We start from the raw sequence: 16893 nt of genomic DNA on the forward strand, positions 1-16893 counted from the left end.
CAAAACTAAAAGAAAGGCAGACAGATATGAACAAAATAGATACAAATGTCTTGGGCAATCCAGACAGCCAGATAACGAAAGTCTCTGGTCAGAACTTAAAACAATAACATACTCATATTAGTACTGCAGTTTCTGCTGCAATGAATCTACAAACACTTAAGCCAAACCATTGTCTACAAATAAGCCAAACCATTGTCTACAAAGGTTTGCTATGAACGTGCTTGTTTTAAGTGCGATTTTAATGACAGCGAATACAAATGTTTTTGCAAGTTCGTGTAATTCTAATCAAGACACAGGTAGTTGTCCCGGAAGTGGAATACCAGGACCCGCAGGACCTGCAGGGGCTGATGGTGATAGTGCTTATCAGGTAGCTGTGAACAACGGTTTTATAGATACAGAGGAGGCATGGTTAGAGAGTTTGCAAGGAACAAATGGTGTGGATGGCATTAACGGAACCAACGGACTTGATGGTGTGAAAGGAGATACTGGAGCAACAGGTGCAACTGGAGCGACAGGATATAATGCTTATCAAGTTGCGCAGGTTAATGGTTTTGACGGTACCATTACTGAATGGCTCGCGAGCTTAAAAGGCGATATGGGTAATACAGGGATGACAGGTGCAACAGGTTTTAGTGCTTATGATGTTGCAGTTGGTAATGGCTTTGAGGGTAGCATTACTCAATGGTTGGCCAGCCTTAAAGGTACAAACGGTACTAATGGTATTTCTAAAGAAGTGATGGATGCTGCTGACACCTACATCCTGAATGAAGCAAAAACTTATGTGAACCAAGTTGGGCAACAAACTCTCAACCAAGCAAATGCTTATACCGATAGCCGTGTAAATGCCTTGAACAGAGACATGCGAAAACTTGAAGATCGAACCTATGCAGCAGTAGCATCAAGTATCACAATAGCATCTTTACCGCAACTGACAGATGCTGGCTACAATATGTTTAGTGCCGGCGTGGGTACATGGGAAGGTGAGCAAGGTTATGCTTTTGGTCTCAGCGGTGTGACTGAAAGTAACAAATATGTATACAAAGTAGCTGTGACAACCAATAGTGAAGGTGATTTCGGTGCAGGTGCAGCAATTGGTTGGCAATGGAAATGACAGTGATAATTCTTAACCTCAGTTAGAAAAGCCTCTGCACATTCAGAGGCTTTTCTATATGTAAAGAGCACATCTGATCTTCATCATGATGGATATTTCACAACATTAAGCACCAATAAATATACAAATCTTCTTATATTCTCAATTATTAGCCATAAAATTTGATTTAAGATAGCTCATCTAACAAATTGCGACTGCGCAAATTATAAAAGGTGAGATTATGAAAATGCTTCGTAAGACTTTATGTGCAATGACAGTAGGTGTAGTAACACTTGGCCCTGTTATGAGCAGTACAGTATTTGCAGCTCCGGTTGCAGCATCGGAGCAACAAGCGACGACGAGTTTAGTGAAACAGTTGAGTGGTATTCAAAGTATCAGTTCTAACTTTGAGCAAACCACCAAAGTCACAAATTCATCTAAAGCACCGAAGAAACAAGGTTTATCTGCCCAGCACATGAATCAGACCTTTAAAGGGGTGATGAAAGTTGAGCGTCCAGGGAAATTCTATTGGGAAACCACAAGCCCTGCGAAACAAACTATTGTAACTTCGGGTAAAACGGTATGGATTTATGATCCAGACTTACAGCAAGCGGTTCGTCAAACTTTAGATGAACAGGTGGCGAATACACCTGCACTATTATTGTCGGGGAATACGGAACAGATTCGTAAGTCATACCGTATTACGCAACCAAATCAGAGCAAAACCTATTATACCTTGTACCCAAAAAGCGATGATGGTGCATTTCAAAGCTTAACGATTAGTTTTGGTGCGAAAAATGCACCAACGCTAATGATCTTAGAGGATTCTTTGGGACAAACAACCTATGTACGTTTTAATAACACCAAGGTAAATACCAATATTCCAGCTTCAACCTTTAATTTTACTCCGCCTAAAGGCACAGACATTATTGACCAATAAAATGAGTCTGTTGTTTAAAACTACCTTCGGGTGGTTTTTTATTAGATCAAGTTCAGTTACATAACGTGGTGGGAAGTTATGGCTGTGCTTTGTATAGTCTGTGCTATTGAATACTTAACTGTGGGTAAATCATGATATTACTTCATAACAATAAAATTGGATCTGTCTTCGCAATGATGTTGTGCGTTGGATTGCTCAGCGCATGCCAGCCACAAAATGACAGTAACGCTGCAAAAAATGAAGAGACAGCTAAACCAGCTCAAGTCGTAAAGACCTTGCCACTGATTGAGGCGAAAGTTCGACCATTACAATTGGCGCGTTCTATTGCTTGTGATGAAGAAGGGTGCACCAAATACCAGTTGTACAGCTTGGACACCAATGTCCCATGGATCAATCAATATTTTGATGAGCGGATGAAAAAAGCCAATCCTGTGGCGTTTGAAAGCTCAAAGCAAGCAAAGCCACAAATCGAAGAAAACATGCTCAGTGAAACTTTGTCTGATGTCCGTTATGTGGCGCAGCGTGGAAAATATGCTGATTTTGTTTTGATGTCTTATCACTACCCAGCGCGTGCCGCACATGGCATGTATCACAACGAATACATCACCTTAGATTTGGCAACGAAAAAACGGGTTGCGCTGAATGACATTGTGGTGGACAAGACAGAGTCTCAATTATTAGATGCATTGTATAGTGCCAATAGCATGTGGCTGTCCGATCATAATATTTCACGCGAGCAATTGAAGCTGACCGATAATTATTATATGAGTGCCAAAGGTGTGGTGTTTGTCTATCCCTTATACGAATTAGCGTCTTATGCAGAAGGGATGTCTGAATTGGTTTTACCGTATCAACAAGCCAACGGCTTAATTAAGGCGGAATATTTGCCGAGTTTTGTCGATTATGCAGCTGAACGAGAAAAAGCGAGCAAAGAAAAGCCATGAAAATTGCTGTAATAAGCCACAGCTAGTGATCGCGTGACTGTATTTTTCGGCTTGAAGCGCTTACACTATAGCCAGTTTTTTTCTTTGCAAAAGATTGGCTATGATCGACCCGAAATTACTCAGAAATAATATTGAGGCTGTAAATTTAGCCTTAGCAAAACGTGGTGTACAACTGAATGTTGAAGAATGGGCATCACTAGAAGCTCGCCGTAAAGAGATTCAATCCAAAACTGAATCTCTTCAGGCTGAACGTAATTCGGGTGCAAAACAAGTTGGCCAAATTAAAAAAGCTGGTGGTGATGCATCTGAAATTATGACGCGCATGTCAGCGATTGGTGATGAAATCAAAGCCGCGGAAGTCGCTTTGTCTGAATTACAAGCTGAACTTGAAGCAAAATCACTCAGCATTCCAAACTTGCCAGATGAGTCTGTTCCTGAAGGAAAAGACGAAAGCGATAACGTGGAAATCCTCACATGGGGTACGCCGCGTACGTTTGACTTCGAAATTAAAGATCATACTGACTTAGGTGAGTGGATGGGCGGTCTTGAGTTTGAAACTGCGACCAAATTGACAGGTTCTCGTTTCAGTGTGCTCAAAGGGCCACTTGCCCGTCTACAACGTGCGATTACCCAGTTCATGTTGAATACGCATACTTTGGAAAATGGTTATACCGAAGCTTACGTGCCGTATTTAGTTAATGCTGACTCACTCCGTGGTACAGGCCAATTGCCTAAATTTGAAGAAGATTTATTCAAATTACAAGGTGAAAAAGAGTATTACCTCATTCCAACTGCGGAAGTTCCTGTAACCAACTTCGTGCGTGATGAAATTATTGATGCAGACCGTTTACCATTAAAATATGCAGCGCATACGCCATGTTTCCGTAGTGAAGCAGGTTCATATGGTCGTGATACGCGTGGCTTGATTCGTCAACACCAATTCGACAAAGTTGAAATGGTGCAAATTGTTAAACCAGAAGACTCAATGCAAGCGCTTGAAGAGCTTACAGGTCATGCTGAAGGGATCTTGAAAGCACTTGGTTTACCGTACCGTAAGATCATTCTTTGTGGTGGTGATATGGGCTTTGGTGCAACTAAAACTTACGACCTTGAAGTTTGGGTACCAAGTCAAAATACGTACCGCGAAATTTCTTCATGTTCAAACATGGGTGACTTCCAAGCGCGTCGTATGAAAGCACGCTACCGTGCAGACCAAAAGAAAACTGAATTTGTACATACGCTGAATGGTTCAGGTTTGGCTGTGGGCCGTACTTTACTTGCGGTCATGGAAAACTACCAACGTGCTGATGGTTCGATTGAAATTCCGACCGTGCTTCGTCCTTATATGGGCGGCGCTGAGTACATTGACTAATAAAGTCGATGTACTGCACAGTTTTGTGCACAATAATTGCTTTAAGACAGTCAGATAAAACTCATTGAGGTCGTGTGTGGATATTTTTCCAATCTCTTTAAAGTTGCAACAGCAACCTTGTCTGATTGTCGGTGGTGGGCATATTGCTTACCGTAAGGCAGTGTTGTTACATAAAGCAGGAGCGGTGATTCATATCATTGCTCCTGATATTGATGCAAATTTATTGCAACTGGTTGAAGAAAGCCAAGGGCAATATATCCAAGCGTTATATCCTGCGCAGATTCAACTCAATGACTATCGTTTAGTGATTGCTGCAACAGATGATTATGCGGTGAATACTCAAGTCTTTGAGGACTGTGAAGCGCTGAAAATACTGGTCAACAGTGTGGATGATCCACCGCATTGCCGCTTTATGGTTCCTGCCATTGTCGACCGTTCGCCTTTGGTGATTTCAGTTGCCAGCAATGGGACATCTCCCGTGTTATCTCGCCAAATTCGTACCCAGCTTGAAACCAGTATTCCACATGGCATGGGTAAGCTGGCTGAGTTTTCAGGAAAATGGCGTGCAGCGGTGAAAGCGAAGATTTCCAATCCTGACGAGCGCCGTGTTTTTTGGGAAGACTTATATGCAAGTCCCCTGAAAGAACAGGTTTTTCATGACAATCTTACAGAAGCAGATCGTTTAATCGAGCAAGCTCTGTTGGAGTGGAAAACGCCGAAAGGTGAGGTATATTTGGTTGGTGCAGGTCCAGGTGATCCTGAGTTGCTGACCCTCAAAGCATTGCGTTTGATGCAACAAGCCGATGTGGTGATTTATGATCGTTTGGTTTCTCCTGCGATTATGGAACTCTGCCGTCGCGATGCAACAAAAATTTATGTGGGTAAAGCCCGTTCTAACCATGCTGTACCGCAAGAAGGCATCAATGCCTTACTAGTGGAATATGCCTCAAAAGGTCAACGTGTTTGCCGTTTAAAAGGCGGCGATCCTTTCATCTTTGGTCGTGGTGGTGAAGAAATTCAAGAACTTTTTGCCGCGGGTGTACCATTTCAAGTGGTGCCAGGGATTACTGCCGCTTCAGGGTGTTCGGCTTATGCAGGCATTCCGTTGACACATCGCGATTATGCACAAAGCGTGCGTTTCCTTACGGGGCATTTAAAAGAAGGTTCGCCTGAGTTACCGTGGGATGAGTTGGTTTATCAAAATCAAACACTTGTGCTGTACATGGGCTTGGTTGGTTTAGAAAAAATTTGTGAAAAGTTAATTGAGCATGGGCAGCGCCCAGACATGCCCGTTGCTTTGATCTCGAAAGGTACCACGCCAGAACAAAAAGTGCTGGTCGGAACCTTAGCGGATATTGCATCAAAAGTTGAAAAAAATCATATTCAAGCGCCTACATTGACCATTATTGGTGATGTAGTAAGCTTGCGTGAACAATTACAGTGGCAAGATTAACTTTTGCCATATTGAAAGAGTAGAGAAAAGCTGTGATCCATGTTGTTTTATACGAGCCCGAAATTCCTGCAAACACAGGCAATATCATTCGTTTATGTGCCAATACTGGAGCGCAGCTGCATTTGGTTAAGCCTCTCGGCTTTGAACTGGATGATAAAAAACTTAAACGTGCAGGTTTGGACTACCACGAGTGGGCGCGCATGCAAATTTGGGAAACATTCGATGAGTGTTTAGCAAATTTAGCCCTAAAAGGTGTCGATATAAACGCGATTTATCCTCTAACCACCAAAGGAACGGAAACGCCGCATACTTCGGATTTGAATCGCCCCGTGGCTTTACTCATGGGACCTGAGACGCGTGGTCTGCCTGAGCAGATTCGTATGTTGTTTCCAAAAGAGCATTGGATTCGTCTACCTATGGCTGAAAACTCGCGCAGTTTGAATTTATCCAATGCGACCGCCGTGATTGTGTATGAAGCATGGCGTCAGCAGGGTTTTAAGCCTTTAGCCTAATCAAATTGCTGTAACAGAGCCCGCTTAAGCGGGCTCTGTTTTTTCTAGCTTTTGATCGAATCCAGCTCTGGATTTTAAAACTTTAAGCATATTGGCTTCGACCCAATCTTTCATTTGATAGGTATTTTGAGCAAAGTCTTTGCCAATCTCGGTTAACGCATATTCCACGCGAATCACATTGTCTTCATGAATGGTTCGCGTCAAAAAACCATCGCGCTCTAAGATCTTTAATTTTTGTGACAGCACTTTAGGGGAAATACCTAAAACATTTTTCTTGAGCTCATTAAAATGTTGCGACTCTTGATCCAGCGTATACACAATCAATAAAATCCACTTGTCTGCAAATTTTTCAAAAAAAAGACGAGCAGGACAATCTGGATGAAAAATATTAAATTTCATTGGCTTATTCATTTTTAACCATGCTCCTTTTACGTTCTATCTTCATTTGAAACAATCAATCAGACCAGTTACCAGGTGGTAACTAATTGATACTAGGTTTCATAAGTGTATCATGAATACAGACTTAATGCAGCGCTGTCATCAGACTACGCTTTCGCAAGATATTGGCAATTGGATGGATCACATGATGAAAGTTTCAGAGGCTGTTGTTTTTATTACGGGTGCAAATCGTGGTTTAGGACTTGCCATCGCTCGAGAGGCACGTCGTCAGGGTGCTAGGAAGATCTATGTGGGTATGCGCCAGATCGGTAACTTTCAGGAAGAAGGGCTTACCCCGATTCAACTCGATGTAAATGATGAAGCATCTATTCAGCAGGCAGCAGAACAGTGCGCAGATACCACGATTCTTGTGAATAATGCGGGCATTGCGCTTTTGAATGAGCATCCTATCGATGCCAGTATTATCACGACTACGCAAAAGATTTTGGAAACCAATTTGTTGGGCTTGATGCGAGTGACGCAAATTTTTGCTCCGATCTTGCAAAAGAACCAACAGGCTTATGTGGTCAACATTCTATCGGATGTGTCATGGGAGCCAAGCACTGTTTTGACCAGTTATGCCATTTCCAAGGCAGCAGCATGGTCCTATACCAACTCAAGTCGTCAGTGGTTGTCTCAATTTAATATTCAGGTCATGGGAGTGCATGTGGGTTTTATTGACACCGATCTGACTCGTTCATTACCCATTCCGAAGATTGCGCCAGAAACAGTAGCTCAAGAAATCTTTCAAGGCATCGAGCAAAATGCGTATGAAGTTTTGGTCGGTGAAAAGACCCAGCAGTTGAAGCAGGGCCTAAGCGATGAAGTTGCAAGTTATTTGAAACTTAAGCCCGATCAGGCAAGTGTTTAAGATATTTCATACTGTTTATTTTTAATGGTTTACGTGGCACAGCATCATGATTGACGCAGCGATGCCAATCAACTAATTCAAAAGAGGAAACTAAAATGTCGAATATTTCAGTGGTTTTTTATTCAGGTTATGGTCATACCAAAGTGATTGCACAAACTTTTGCGCAAGAAATTGGTGCAAATCTGGTGGAGATTGACCCAAATGGAGACATTCCAGAGCAAGATTGGCTGACACTGGATCAATCTGATGCAATTGTATTTGGTGCACCAACTTATATGGGCACTGCGCCGTGGCAATTTAAAAAGTTTGCCGATGCATCTTCAAAAAAATGGTTTACTCGCGCATGGCAAGATAAAATTTTCGGTGGCTTTACCAATAGCGCAAGCTTAAATGGTGATAAGCAAGTGACCTTAATTCAACTACAAACACTTGCATCGCAGCATGGCGGTATTTGGGTAAGCTTGGGTTTATTGCCTGCCAATAGTAAAGCGGCAACCCGTCAAGATGTAAATAATTTGGGTGGTTCTGTAGGCTTGTTGGTGCAATCACCAGCGGATGCAAGTACGGATGAAATCCCAGCCGGGGATCTCGAAACCACAAAAGCCTATGCACAGCGTATTGCTAAAATGACTAAACAATTTAAGGGCTAGTTTTTTAGCTCTAGTTTAAAAAAGAAAAAGACGCACTTGGCGTCTTTTTCTTTTTGAATGAAAGATTAGAGCGGATCGTCAAATTCATTATGTTGTGGTGCAGGTTGCTTAAAGCCTTTGGTTTTATAACCTAAGTATAAAATACCAAACATTGCCCACCATAAACCGAATTTCAACGCGGTTTCTTCAATCTCTAGCCACATGGCAAAGATACTGAGGAATCCACACATTGGAATTATCACAAAGCTAAAGATATCTTTAATATTCTTTGTGCGGCCATCACGCAGTGCATATCTTGAAATCACCGATAAGTTTACAAAGGTAAATGCAGTTAATGCACCGAAGCTGATCATCGAAATAACGATGTCTAAGTCCATGAAACCAGCTGTTAATGCCACAGCACCTACAATTAGGATGTTATAAGATGGTGTGAAGCTTTTCGGACTAATATGACCAAAAATCTTCTTGTTAATCACACCATCGCGGCCCATCACATACATTAAGCGTGAAACGCCTGCATGTGCCGAAATACCCGATGCCATAACAGTTACAATTGCGAAGTACAACACCACCGTTTTAAACGCAACGCCACCGACGGCTTGTAAAATGTCAGGCTGTGTTGCAGCAACATCTTCAAAGTAAGTCTTTGGATCGTTCGGGAAGTAAATCTGCATGAAGTAGGTGCTGATAATAAAGATCACACCAGCCAAGAGTGCCGTTAAGAAAATCGCTTTAGGTAGTGTTTTCTCGGTATCTTTTGTTTCTTCTGCCAGCGAGCTGAGCGAGTCAAAACCTGTGAATGAGAAGCACAGCAAAGTTGCACCTGTAATCAGGGCACCCAGTGAAGTAAGCTCATTCCAAAATGGCTCTAAACTCCATAACTGATATTTCGCATTGACCAAAGTACCATCTGCGTTGACGCCACCAGCAAGTAAGCTGTAAACCATCCACGTGAAGTAAGCAATCACACCTAACTGTACAAAAACGATCAAACCATTAAAGTTTGCAACGAAGCGTGCACCACGTAAGTTGACCGCGGTCATAAATGCAGTTAAACCAACCACCCAGACCCAATGGTTTACATCAGGGAATAAGGCTTCAAGGTAAATCACGGCAAGAATGATGTTGACCATTGGAGACAATAAATAGTCTAACCATGATGACCAACCGACCATAAATCCGACATTCGGATGGATGGACTTTTGCGCATAGGTATAGGCTGAACCCGAGGAAGGGTAGCGACGAATCATGTGACCATAACTGATCGACGTGAATAAAATTGCAATTAAAGCAATGATATATGACGTTGGCACATGATAATGACTTTCTTCTGATACTAAACCGAAAGTATCAAATAATGTCATTGGTTGAATATAAGCTAAACCAATAATAATGATGTGCCAGAGACCTAGCGTTTTTTGCAGTTTAGCTGCCGATTGAGTCCCAGAAATATTAGTCAACGGCGTTATCCTCTTAATCGTTGATCAAGGATCAGTCATGTTTAATAAGGATCGTTTGAGACGAACGATCCCCCCTGTGTTTAATTTCAAAAGTGCGCCAATCTACATTAATTTGGCCGCTTTTGTCAGTAACTTTTTCAGATTTTTTAGCAGTTTTTATGCCAATAGGTATAAGGAAAGTATTATTCCTTATGGCAAATAAAAGCCCGATGTTTAAAAAAGCATCAGGCTAAGATTGTCGCTATATTGGCTGATTTTTTATGAATTACCAAGCTTTTTCTAAAATTGCTTTTAAATCTTTTAAGCTGGCTTCTTTCGGATTATAAATGATCGAACCATCGTTGAGGGCCTTTTCTGCGACCTCATCCAGTTGTTCTAAGGTTACTTTTCCTGTTTCACTCAAGGTACGGGGTAACTTGGTTAGGGTAAATAAGCGATCACGCATGGTGAGTAATGTGCTGATGGCTTTGTCTGCACGTAAGTGGGCAGGAGTCTGCGCATAAATGTCTGGCCCTGCAAGCGGTAACAGGAGCTCTGCAATCTTGTCACCATTCACTTCCTTGTTAAATTCAAGGACATAAGGGAGGAACAGGTTCATGCATAGTCCATGCGGCAAGTGTGCTACGGCACCTAAGGCATGTCCAAGTGAGTGAACAAGGCCCACCATCGAGTTTGAAAATGCAATGCCAGCCATGGTCGAAGCTTGAGCCAATTCTAAGCGGCTGTTGGCATCACTTGGATTATCCAGCACATTAAACAAGTGATTGCTGACTTTCTTAATTGCAGCCGTAGCATAGGCATCTGAAATCGGATTGTGTGCCATGCATGTATAGGCTTCGACGGCATGAGTCATGGCATCCATTGCGGTCATCGCGGTTAAGTGCGGTGGCAGGGTTTGGGTCATGCGTGGATCGAGAATCGCAGCATGCGGCATTAAATAGTACGATGCGAAAGGTAGTTTGACATTTTTCTCTGGATCAGACACCACTGCAACCATGGTAACTTCAGAACCTGTACCTGATGTGGTTGGAATCACAAAAAAGGGTTTGAGTGGTTTAGGTAGGTTGTGTGCCCCAGAGTATTTGAGTAAGTCATCACCACCTTCAGATACCAAAATATTGGTGGCTTTCGAGGTGTCAATCACCGATCCGCCACCGACAGCAATAATTGCATCGCACTGATGTTCACGATATAAATTGGCCGCTTTACGCACCGTCTCTAAGCTCGAATCGGGTGGAACATCATCAAAAATTGCACCAATCACCGCATCGGTAGACTCAAAAGCCGCTTCAATGGGTGCAAGTAAATTGTTGGCACGAACACCTTTGTCGGTAATGATTAAAGGTCGGGTTGCGCCTAATGTTGCCAGTTCAAACGGAATGTGTTCTAAAGCAGCATGACCAGCGATCACTTTTACAGGACAGAAAAATTCGTAATAAGGCTTCGCCATGTTATGCACTCCGTTTTAAATATGATTGGGCTACTTTGAGATAAATATTTGCAGCACCAGTGAGTTTTTCTTTTAAGCCCAATTCAGTTGGGTATTCTTTGACTGCAAGTTCTGCAACCATTTTTGGCAAAATCAAGGATTCCATTTTATTTAGACAGCGGACGAGGCGAATTGCATAGGAAATATCGCCATCTGCGATCATACGATCATGTGCAAATGCTTGTGCTGTACTTTCTTGAAATGAAAATACTAAAAAGGCATGACTTAAATGTTTAAAAGTAATCGTTAAATCTGCTTTTAGGCTGCCAGGTGTCAGCAGTTCAAGTTGATGGTCTTCGGTCACTTTGGCTAAAAAAGCCGGGCCGTTTGGAAAGACATTCATCGATAAGGTGAAATTGGCTGGAAATTTGGCAACTTCTTGCTGAATTTCACTATCGACTTGGCTGGCCATGACCAATCCTCGGCCAATCACATCCATCATAAGTTTGACATAGGTCAATTGCAGAGCGGGTTTCACTGAATTTACGTTAATCACTCGCTGTTGTCCTTTCTAAAAATAATTATTAGTTTAGAGTAAATACTCTAATTTATTTTTCCATGAAAAGCAAAGCCTTTATATATGCTGTACTTGAACTTCTTTAAAGTAACCGCTGTGCTGTAAAGTTTCAATAATGTCAGCACATAAGTTTTCAAAATGCGGGTAGTCTGATTTGAGGTCTGAGATACGTACCATTTCTAAGCCCGCATAGCCGCACGGATTAATGGTCTGAAACCCAAATAAGTCACAGTCAATATTTAAGGATAAACCGTGATAACTGCGCCCTTTACGAATTTTAAAACCCAATGAGCCAATCTTGCGTCCATCGACATATACGCCGGGTGCATCAGGTTTGGCATAGGCTTCAATCTCATATTTTTTGAGTAACTCAATCATCAGATTTTCAGCATAAGACACCAAGGTGCGGACGTTCCAGCCAAGTCGGTTGAGGTCAAACATAAAATAGGCAACCAACTGACCGGGACCATGCCAAGTGACTTGCCCCCCGCGATCCGTTTGTACCACAGGAATGTTGCTGCTCATGAGGATATGTTCAGGTTTTCCAGCTTGACCTTGGGTGAGCACGTCATGATGTTGCAAAATCCAAAGTTCATCTGGTGTGTCTGCATCTCGTTGTTCAGTCAGTGCTTTCATTTCTACAAAGCGGTCAGCATATGAAGTTAAATTATCAAACTGGCGAATAATGAGTTGTGGTTTGAGAACGGCATCTGACACGGCACTTGCGTCCTTATAAAACAAAAAGTATGTCTGAAATTATAAAGAAAAGATCTAGAGCGTAGGGGGATTTCTTCAGTGAATAAGCTGAATTCAATAGATCAAAAATTTAGGCACAAAAAAACACGCTCGTAAGCGTGTCTCATTGATACATCATTTGAATTACAGCGCCGTTTTAATTAACGGACAAGCCGCAAGGTCTGCATACAGTTGATGAACTTGTTCTAATTCTTCAAAACGCAATTGAGCAGTTAAAGAATGGTATTTACCTGTGCGTGATGGCTGGACTTGGATCGATTCACCATCAAACTCAGGGAAATGTTTGACTAAAATCTCAACCACTGCAACATGTAACTCAGTGCTGGCAAAGCCAATGAGTTTGATCGGGTAGTCCATAGGGAATACCCAAAGATGTTCTTGTAATTCACGTGATGGTGTACGGTCTAACATAGTCATGAGCGTCAGTCCCCCTTATTTCAAACGCCTGCGAAACTGCAGGCGTTAGGTGTTGCTCTTAAATACTTAATGGAGACTCGAGATTAAATTTCAAGTCTCCAATGTATCGGTATCAATTAGTCGTTTTCTAGGAATGAACGTAAGTGTTCAGAACGAGAAGGGTGACGTAATTTACGTAGTGCTTTCGCTTCAATCTGACGAATACGTTCGCGCGTCACGTCAAACTGTTTACCTACTTCTTCCAAAGTATGGTCCGTTGGCATGTCGATACCAAAACGCATTTTCAAGACTTTCGCTTCACGTTCAGTCAAGTTTTCAAGCACTTCACGAGTTGCTTCTTTTAAGCCTTCAGACGTTGCAGCATCGACAGGTGAAGTGATGTTGCTGTCTTCAATGAAGTCACCCAAATGCGAATCTTCATCATCGCCAATCGGTGTTTCCATCGAAATTGGTTCTTTAGCGATTTTCAGCACTTTACGCACTTTGACTTCGTCCATTTCCAAACGTTCACCGAGTTCTTCAGGTGTTGGTTCACGGCCCATTTCTTGCAGAAGTTGGCGTGATACACGGTTGATCTTGTTAATGGTTTCGATCATGTGTACTGGAATACGAATGGTGCGTGCTTGGTCGGCAATTGAACGAGTAATGGCCTGACGAATCCACCATGTTGCATAAGTCGAGAACTTATAACCACGACGGTATTCAAACTTGTCTACCGCTTTCATCAAACCAATGTTACCTTCTTGGATCAAGTCCAAGAATTGTAAGCCACGGTTGGTGTATTTTTTCGCAATCGAAATGACCAAACGTAAGTTCGCTTCAACCATTTCTTTTTTCGCGCGGCGTGCTTTCGCTTCGCCTACAGCCATACGTTTTGAAATCTCTTTGATGCCTTTAACATCAAGGTCCAAATCTTTTTCTATGTCTGCGATTTTTTGTTGGAACGCTAAAACGTCAGGGCGTACTTTTTCAAGATAGCCTTTTTGGTCTGGCGAAGCTTTCGCAATTTGTTCATCTAACCAAGCAAAGTTTGACTCTTGACCTGGGAAAGAGGTACGGAATTGAGTACGATCCATACGACCACGACGTACTGCATAGCGCATTACTTCACGTTCAGAGGTACGGATTTGTTCATGTGTACCACGAATCATTTCAGAAATAATGTCAAATAAACGTGGTGTAAATTTGAACATCATAAACACAGTTGCAAGTGACTCTAAAGCGTCTTCTGCTTCTTTGCTTGAACGACCATGTTTCTCGATGATGGTTCGGGTGTTTTTCCAAGCAGCAGTCAGTTCGTCAAAGCGCGCTTTGGCAATTTCAGGATCTGGGCCAGATTCACCTTCAGAATCATCATCACTTTCAGACTCTTCTTCTTCCTCGTCGTCATCCAATTTCACATCTTTGGTCGACTTGGTTGAAGAATCATCTTCTTCATCAATTTCAGACTCTTCTTCAAGAACTTCTGGAATCGCTTCATCCGTTTCAGGGTCTAAATAACCTGAAAGGATGTCCGCAAGGCGACGTTCACCTGCTTCATAATCTTTGTATTCTTGTAATACCACTTCAACCGCATTTGGCCAGTAAGCAATCGAGTGAAGAACGTCACGAATCCCTTCTTCAATACGTTTTGCAATACTGATTTCGCCTTCGCGCGTTAACAGTTCAACAGTACCCATTTCACGCATATACATGCGGACAGGGTCAGTGGTACGACCAGGCTCATTTTCTACAGAGGCAAGAACAGCAGCGGCTTCTTCTTCAGCAACTTCATCGGCAGCTTCATTACCACCTTCAAACATTGCATCATCAGATTCAGGTGCACGTTCGTGCACAGGAATACCGACGTCTTGAAGCATTTGAATAATGTCTTCAATCTGTTCGCTTTCAGTGATCGAGTCTGGGAGATGATCGTTAACCTCAGCGTAAGTTAGGTAACCTTGCTCTTTGCCTCGGCTAATCAGAGCCGCTACTTGTGAAGTAGGGGAAGTCATATCGCTCATCTTTGCTTACTCTTCGTTGAATCTGTGGCAGTGGAAAACTGTGCGTCTAGGCACAATTCGCTTCATAAACTTATTTGTAAATAACTGCGTATTCCATCAGGGATAGTCAGCCAAAAGCTGCCTGATAAAATATTAAAAATATAAATTCAGTGATTTAGATGGGGGTGAATTTGTTGTTTTCAAGTTCATCCCTAGCGTGCTCAAGTTCAAAACCTAAATTTGAAATCTGAAAGATTTGAATTTTATGTGACCATTTAAAGTCGTAAACTACAAAGACGCAGGGTGGATTATATCATGCCATAAAAATTGGTTAGAAATAAAGACTAAAAATCAAATTAATTGCTCTAAATGCAAATAAAACTTGACAAGGTTCTGGAACCCATATAAATAGCGGCTAAGACCCTTCACATTTTTTCACTATGAGGTAGTTTTAGTGTCTTCTACAGATTTTGAACTAGATGATAACTACGCTGATGATGATGTTAATTTTGATGAGTCATCAAGTAAAATTAGTGCGAAAGAATCATTAGAAAAACGTCGCCTGATTGATGACCTTCTTGCACAGCGCCGTTTGGAACGTGAGCTTAAAGATTTTGATTACGACATCGACGATGACGACGATTTTGACGACGAAGAAGACTAAAATCAGATGTAGCATCGTGTCTGAAAATGCTATGCTAATGCCCTAATCAGTTTCTGAATTTGGATTTGAAATGAGTGCTTTAGATTTAGACTTATTGAGTGAATATCTAGATGGTGACCAAAATGAGTATGGTCTAGATTTTGCAGCGACTCATGGTTTCTTGTGTGCAATTGCAGTTGGTCCTACTTTTGCAAAATGGTTGGATGAACTTTTTGATAATAATCAAAAGAAAGTGCCTGCCGAGATCATCGCGCAAGTGAAAGCTTGGCTTGAGTCTATTCGTCAAAACCTTGCCAATGAAGAAGGGATTGAATTTCCTTTTGAAATTGAAGAGGCAGATGTTGAGTCAAGTCTAGGGGATTGGAGCGTTGGTTTTGTCGATGCAATGTTCCTCAATGAAGATGCATGGTTCATGCCTGAGTTTGAAGAGCAATTGGTCGATCTTACTTTACCAATTATGGTATTTAGTGGGATTGATGAAGAAGATCCGCAAATGGAAACTTTCCGTCGTAACGGTCAGTTAATGGATGAGCTTGCAGAAGAAATTCCAGAGAACTTAAACGAACTTTATCTCATGTATCATACGCCAGCATAATTGTTCTTGTGTCGTGACATCAGCGAAGCAGGCATTGGCAAGCAAATAAAAAAACGTCTCTAGAGGACGTTTTTTTATGCCCAAATTTTAGGGTTTAAACGCAGGTACCACTCATGCTTAATTTGTGAGAAATAAGCAAAGTCCTAAAGTTGCGAAGTACGGTACCGATGACACGGTTAATGCTCACTTGTTTACGTAAAATTTTATTTCGGATCACTGGGGTAGAGCAGAATAGTGAAATGAGCAAGAACCACAGTAGATGACTGACCGAGATAAACATGCCATAACCGATTAAATGTGTTAGACCATGATTGCCTCGCAGTAACTGTGCAAAGATGCTCATCACAAATAGCGTAGTTTTGGGATTTAAGCTGTTGCCAAGAAAACCTTGTATAAATGCTTGCCGTGGATGCAGTAAAGTATGATTGGCATGGTCACTAGCTGTTGGGTAAATGTTTTGTACCCGATATACATCAGGTACAGCGCACCAATATACTGAATGATATGCAATAGGTTCGGAATGTAGTGCTTTAAGAAACTGAGCCCCAGTACGCTATAGCTAATGTGTATCCATACAGCACAGGCAATACCATATGCGGTATAGATCCCTTGTTTACGCCCATACAGATAACTATTTCGGCTGACCAAGGCGAAGTCAGCACCAGGACTGATGACTGCAAGTAGGGTGATAACTACAATCGCTATAATTTCATTCACTCATTGATCCTTGTTCGGATTGAATT

General features: G+C 42.0%; 17 protein-coding genes and 1 pseudogene. 10 read left to right on the plus strand and 8 right to left on the minus strand.

The window, feature by feature from the left end:
- Nucleotides 1-211 precede the first annotated feature (211 nt).
- The 6 genes from MF4640_RS07265 to MF4640_RS07290 all read left to right on the plus strand — a co-directional run bounded on the left by MF4640_RS07265 (nt 212) and on the right by MF4640_RS07290 (nt 6311).
- Complete coding sequence (locus tag MF4640_RS07265) at nt 212-1111, plus strand: YadA-like family protein (protein WP_227518631.1); 900 nt, start codon at nt 212-214, stop codon at nt 1109-1111.
- A gap of 220 nt (nt 1112-1331) precedes the next feature.
- Nucleotides 1332-2030, plus strand: a complete 699-nt coding sequence (lolA, locus tag MF4640_RS07270) for an outer membrane lipoprotein chaperone LolA (protein WP_010327331.1) — start codon at nt 1332-1334, stop codon at nt 2028-2030.
- A gap of 131 nt (nt 2031-2161) precedes the next feature.
- On the plus strand, nt 2162-2974 hold the full coding sequence (locus MF4640_RS07275) for an RsiV family protein (protein ID WP_202970029.1): 813 nt from the start codon (nt 2162-2164) through the stop codon (nt 2972-2974).
- Nucleotides 2975-3074: 100 nt separating this feature from the next.
- Complete coding sequence (gene serS, locus MF4640_RS07280) at nt 3075-4346, plus strand: serine--tRNA ligase (protein ID WP_004695457.1); 1272 nt, start codon at nt 3075-3077, stop codon at nt 4344-4346.
- Nucleotides 4347-4422: 76 nt separating this feature from the next.
- Nucleotides 4423-5799, plus strand: a complete 1377-nt coding sequence (gene cysG / locus MF4640_RS07285) for a siroheme synthase CysG (protein WP_078389126.1) — start codon at nt 4423-4425, stop codon at nt 5797-5799.
- Nucleotides 5800-5831: 32 nt separating this feature from the next.
- Nucleotides 5832-6311, plus strand: a complete 480-nt coding sequence (locus tag MF4640_RS07290) for a tRNA (cytidine(34)-2'-O)-methyltransferase (protein ID WP_004982845.1) — start codon at nt 5832-5834, stop codon at nt 6309-6311.
- A 24-nt stretch (nt 6312-6335) separates the two neighbouring features.
- Here MF4640_RS07290 and MF4640_RS07295 read toward each other — a convergent pair whose 3' ends face one another.
- Nucleotides 6336-6722: a winged helix-turn-helix transcriptional regulator gene (locus tag MF4640_RS07295; protein WP_004982843.1), complete on the minus strand. Its 387-nt coding sequence runs from the start codon at nt 6720-6722 to the stop codon at nt 6336-6338.
- A gap of 115 nt (nt 6723-6837) precedes the next feature.
- Here MF4640_RS07295 and MF4640_RS07300 point away from each other — a divergent pair, with 115 nt between their 5' ends.
- Complete coding sequence (locus tag MF4640_RS07300) at nt 6838-7620, plus strand: SDR family NAD(P)-dependent oxidoreductase (protein ID WP_051064962.1); 783 nt, start codon at nt 6838-6840, stop codon at nt 7618-7620.
- Between the two features lie 95 nt (nt 7621-7715).
- Nucleotides 7716-8270: a flavodoxin family protein gene (locus tag MF4640_RS07305; protein ID WP_078389127.1), complete on the plus strand. Its 555-nt coding sequence runs from the start codon at nt 7716-7718 to the stop codon at nt 8268-8270.
- A gap of 65 nt (nt 8271-8335) precedes the next feature.
- Here the strand turns inward: MF4640_RS07305 and MF4640_RS07310 are convergent, their stop codons facing one another.
- The 6 genes from MF4640_RS07310 to rpoD form a co-directional block, all read right to left on the minus strand.
- On the minus strand, nt 8336-9730 hold the full coding sequence (locus MF4640_RS07310; protein ID WP_004695470.1) for an APC family permease: 1395 nt from the start codon (nt 9728-9730) through the stop codon (nt 8336-8338).
- Nucleotides 9731-9995: 265 nt separating this feature from the next.
- A complete protein-coding gene (locus tag MF4640_RS07315) occupies nt 9996-11180 on the minus strand; it encodes an iron-containing alcohol dehydrogenase (RefSeq protein WP_078389128.1) in 1185 nt (394 codons plus the stop codon).
- 1 nt (nt 11181) lies between these two features.
- Complete coding sequence (locus tag MF4640_RS07320) at nt 11182-11661, minus strand: hypothetical protein (RefSeq protein ID WP_373863461.1); 480 nt, start codon at nt 11659-11661, stop codon at nt 11182-11184.
- Between the two features lie 132 nt (nt 11662-11793).
- Complete coding sequence (gene lipB, locus MF4640_RS07325) at nt 11794-12453, minus strand: lipoyl(octanoyl) transferase LipB (protein WP_078389129.1); 660 nt, start codon at nt 12451-12453, stop codon at nt 11794-11796.
- Nucleotides 12454-12615: 162 nt separating this feature from the next.
- Nucleotides 12616-12903 (minus strand): YbeD family protein, encoded by a 288-nt coding sequence (locus tag MF4640_RS07330; protein ID WP_010327321.1) that lies wholly within the window; start codon nt 12901-12903, stop codon nt 12616-12618.
- A gap of 122 nt (nt 12904-13025) precedes the next feature.
- Nucleotides 13026-14912: an RNA polymerase sigma factor RpoD gene (gene rpoD / locus MF4640_RS07335; protein WP_005400380.1), complete on the minus strand. Its 1887-nt coding sequence runs from the start codon at nt 14910-14912 to the stop codon at nt 13026-13028.
- A gap of 433 nt (nt 14913-15345) precedes the next feature.
- Between rpoD and MF4640_RS07340 the strand changes: the two genes are divergently transcribed.
- Nucleotides 15346-15555: a PA3496 family putative envelope integrity protein gene (locus MF4640_RS07340; RefSeq protein WP_004982817.1), complete on the plus strand. Its 210-nt coding sequence runs from the start codon at nt 15346-15348 to the stop codon at nt 15553-15555.
- 70 nt (nt 15556-15625) lie between these two features.
- Nucleotides 15626-16150 (plus strand): YecA family protein, encoded by a 525-nt coding sequence (locus MF4640_RS07345; protein ID WP_078389130.1) that lies wholly within the window; start codon nt 15626-15628, stop codon nt 16148-16150.
- A 117-nt stretch (nt 16151-16267) separates the two neighbouring features.
- Here the strand turns inward: MF4640_RS07345 and MF4640_RS07350 are convergent.
- Nucleotides 16268-16867: pseudogene (locus tag MF4640_RS07350) on the minus strand (LysE family translocator).
- Between the last annotated feature and the right edge of the window lie 26 nt (nt 16868-16893).

Origin of the sequence: Acinetobacter sp. MF4640 (assembly GCF_002018895.1) — a bacterium.
GTDB lineage: Bacteria > Pseudomonadota > Gammaproteobacteria > Pseudomonadales > Moraxellaceae > Acinetobacter > Acinetobacter johnsonii.

Bases quoted from the DNA above. Each gene is read 5' to 3' on its own strand.
- MF4640_RS07265 (WP_227518631.1), top strand. From the start codon at position 212: ATGAACGTGCTTGTTTTAAGTGCGATTTTAATGACAGCGAATACAAAT.
- lolA (WP_010327331.1), top strand. From the start codon at position 1,332: ATGAAAATGCTTCGTAAGACTTTATGTGCAATGACAGTAGGTGTAGTA.
- MF4640_RS07275 (WP_202970029.1), top strand. From the start codon at position 2,162: ATGATATTACTTCATAACAATAAAATTGGATCTGTCTTCGCAATGATG.
- serS (WP_004695457.1), top strand. From the start codon at position 3,075: ATGATCGACCCGAAATTACTCAGAAATAATATTGAGGCTGTAAATTTA.
- MF4640_RS07295 (WP_004982843.1), bottom strand. From the start codon at position 6,722: ATGAATAAGCCAATGAAATTTAATATTTTTCATCCAGATTGTCCTGCT.
- MF4640_RS07300 (WP_051064962.1), top strand. From the start codon at position 6,838: ATGCAGCGCTGTCATCAGACTACGCTTTCGCAAGATATTGGCAATTGG.
- MF4640_RS07305 (WP_078389127.1), top strand. From the start codon at position 7,716: ATGTCGAATATTTCAGTGGTTTTTTATTCAGGTTATGGTCATACCAAA.
- MF4640_RS07315 (WP_078389128.1), bottom strand. From the start codon at position 11,180: ATGGCGAAGCCTTATTACGAATTTTTCTGTCCTGTAAAAGTGATCGCT.
- MF4640_RS07320 (WP_373863461.1), bottom strand. From the start codon at position 11,661: ATGATGGATGTGATTGGCCGAGGATTGGTCATGGCCAGCCAAGTCGAT.
- MF4640_RS07330 (WP_010327321.1), bottom strand. From the start codon at position 12,903: ATGTTAGACCGTACACCATCACGTGAATTACAAGAACATCTTTGGGTA.
- rpoD (WP_005400380.1), bottom strand. From the start codon at position 14,912: ATGAGCGATATGACTTCCCCTACTTCACAAGTAGCGGCTCTGATTAGC.
- MF4640_RS07345 (WP_078389130.1), top strand. From the start codon at position 15,626: ATGAGTGCTTTAGATTTAGACTTATTGAGTGAATATCTAGATGGTGAC.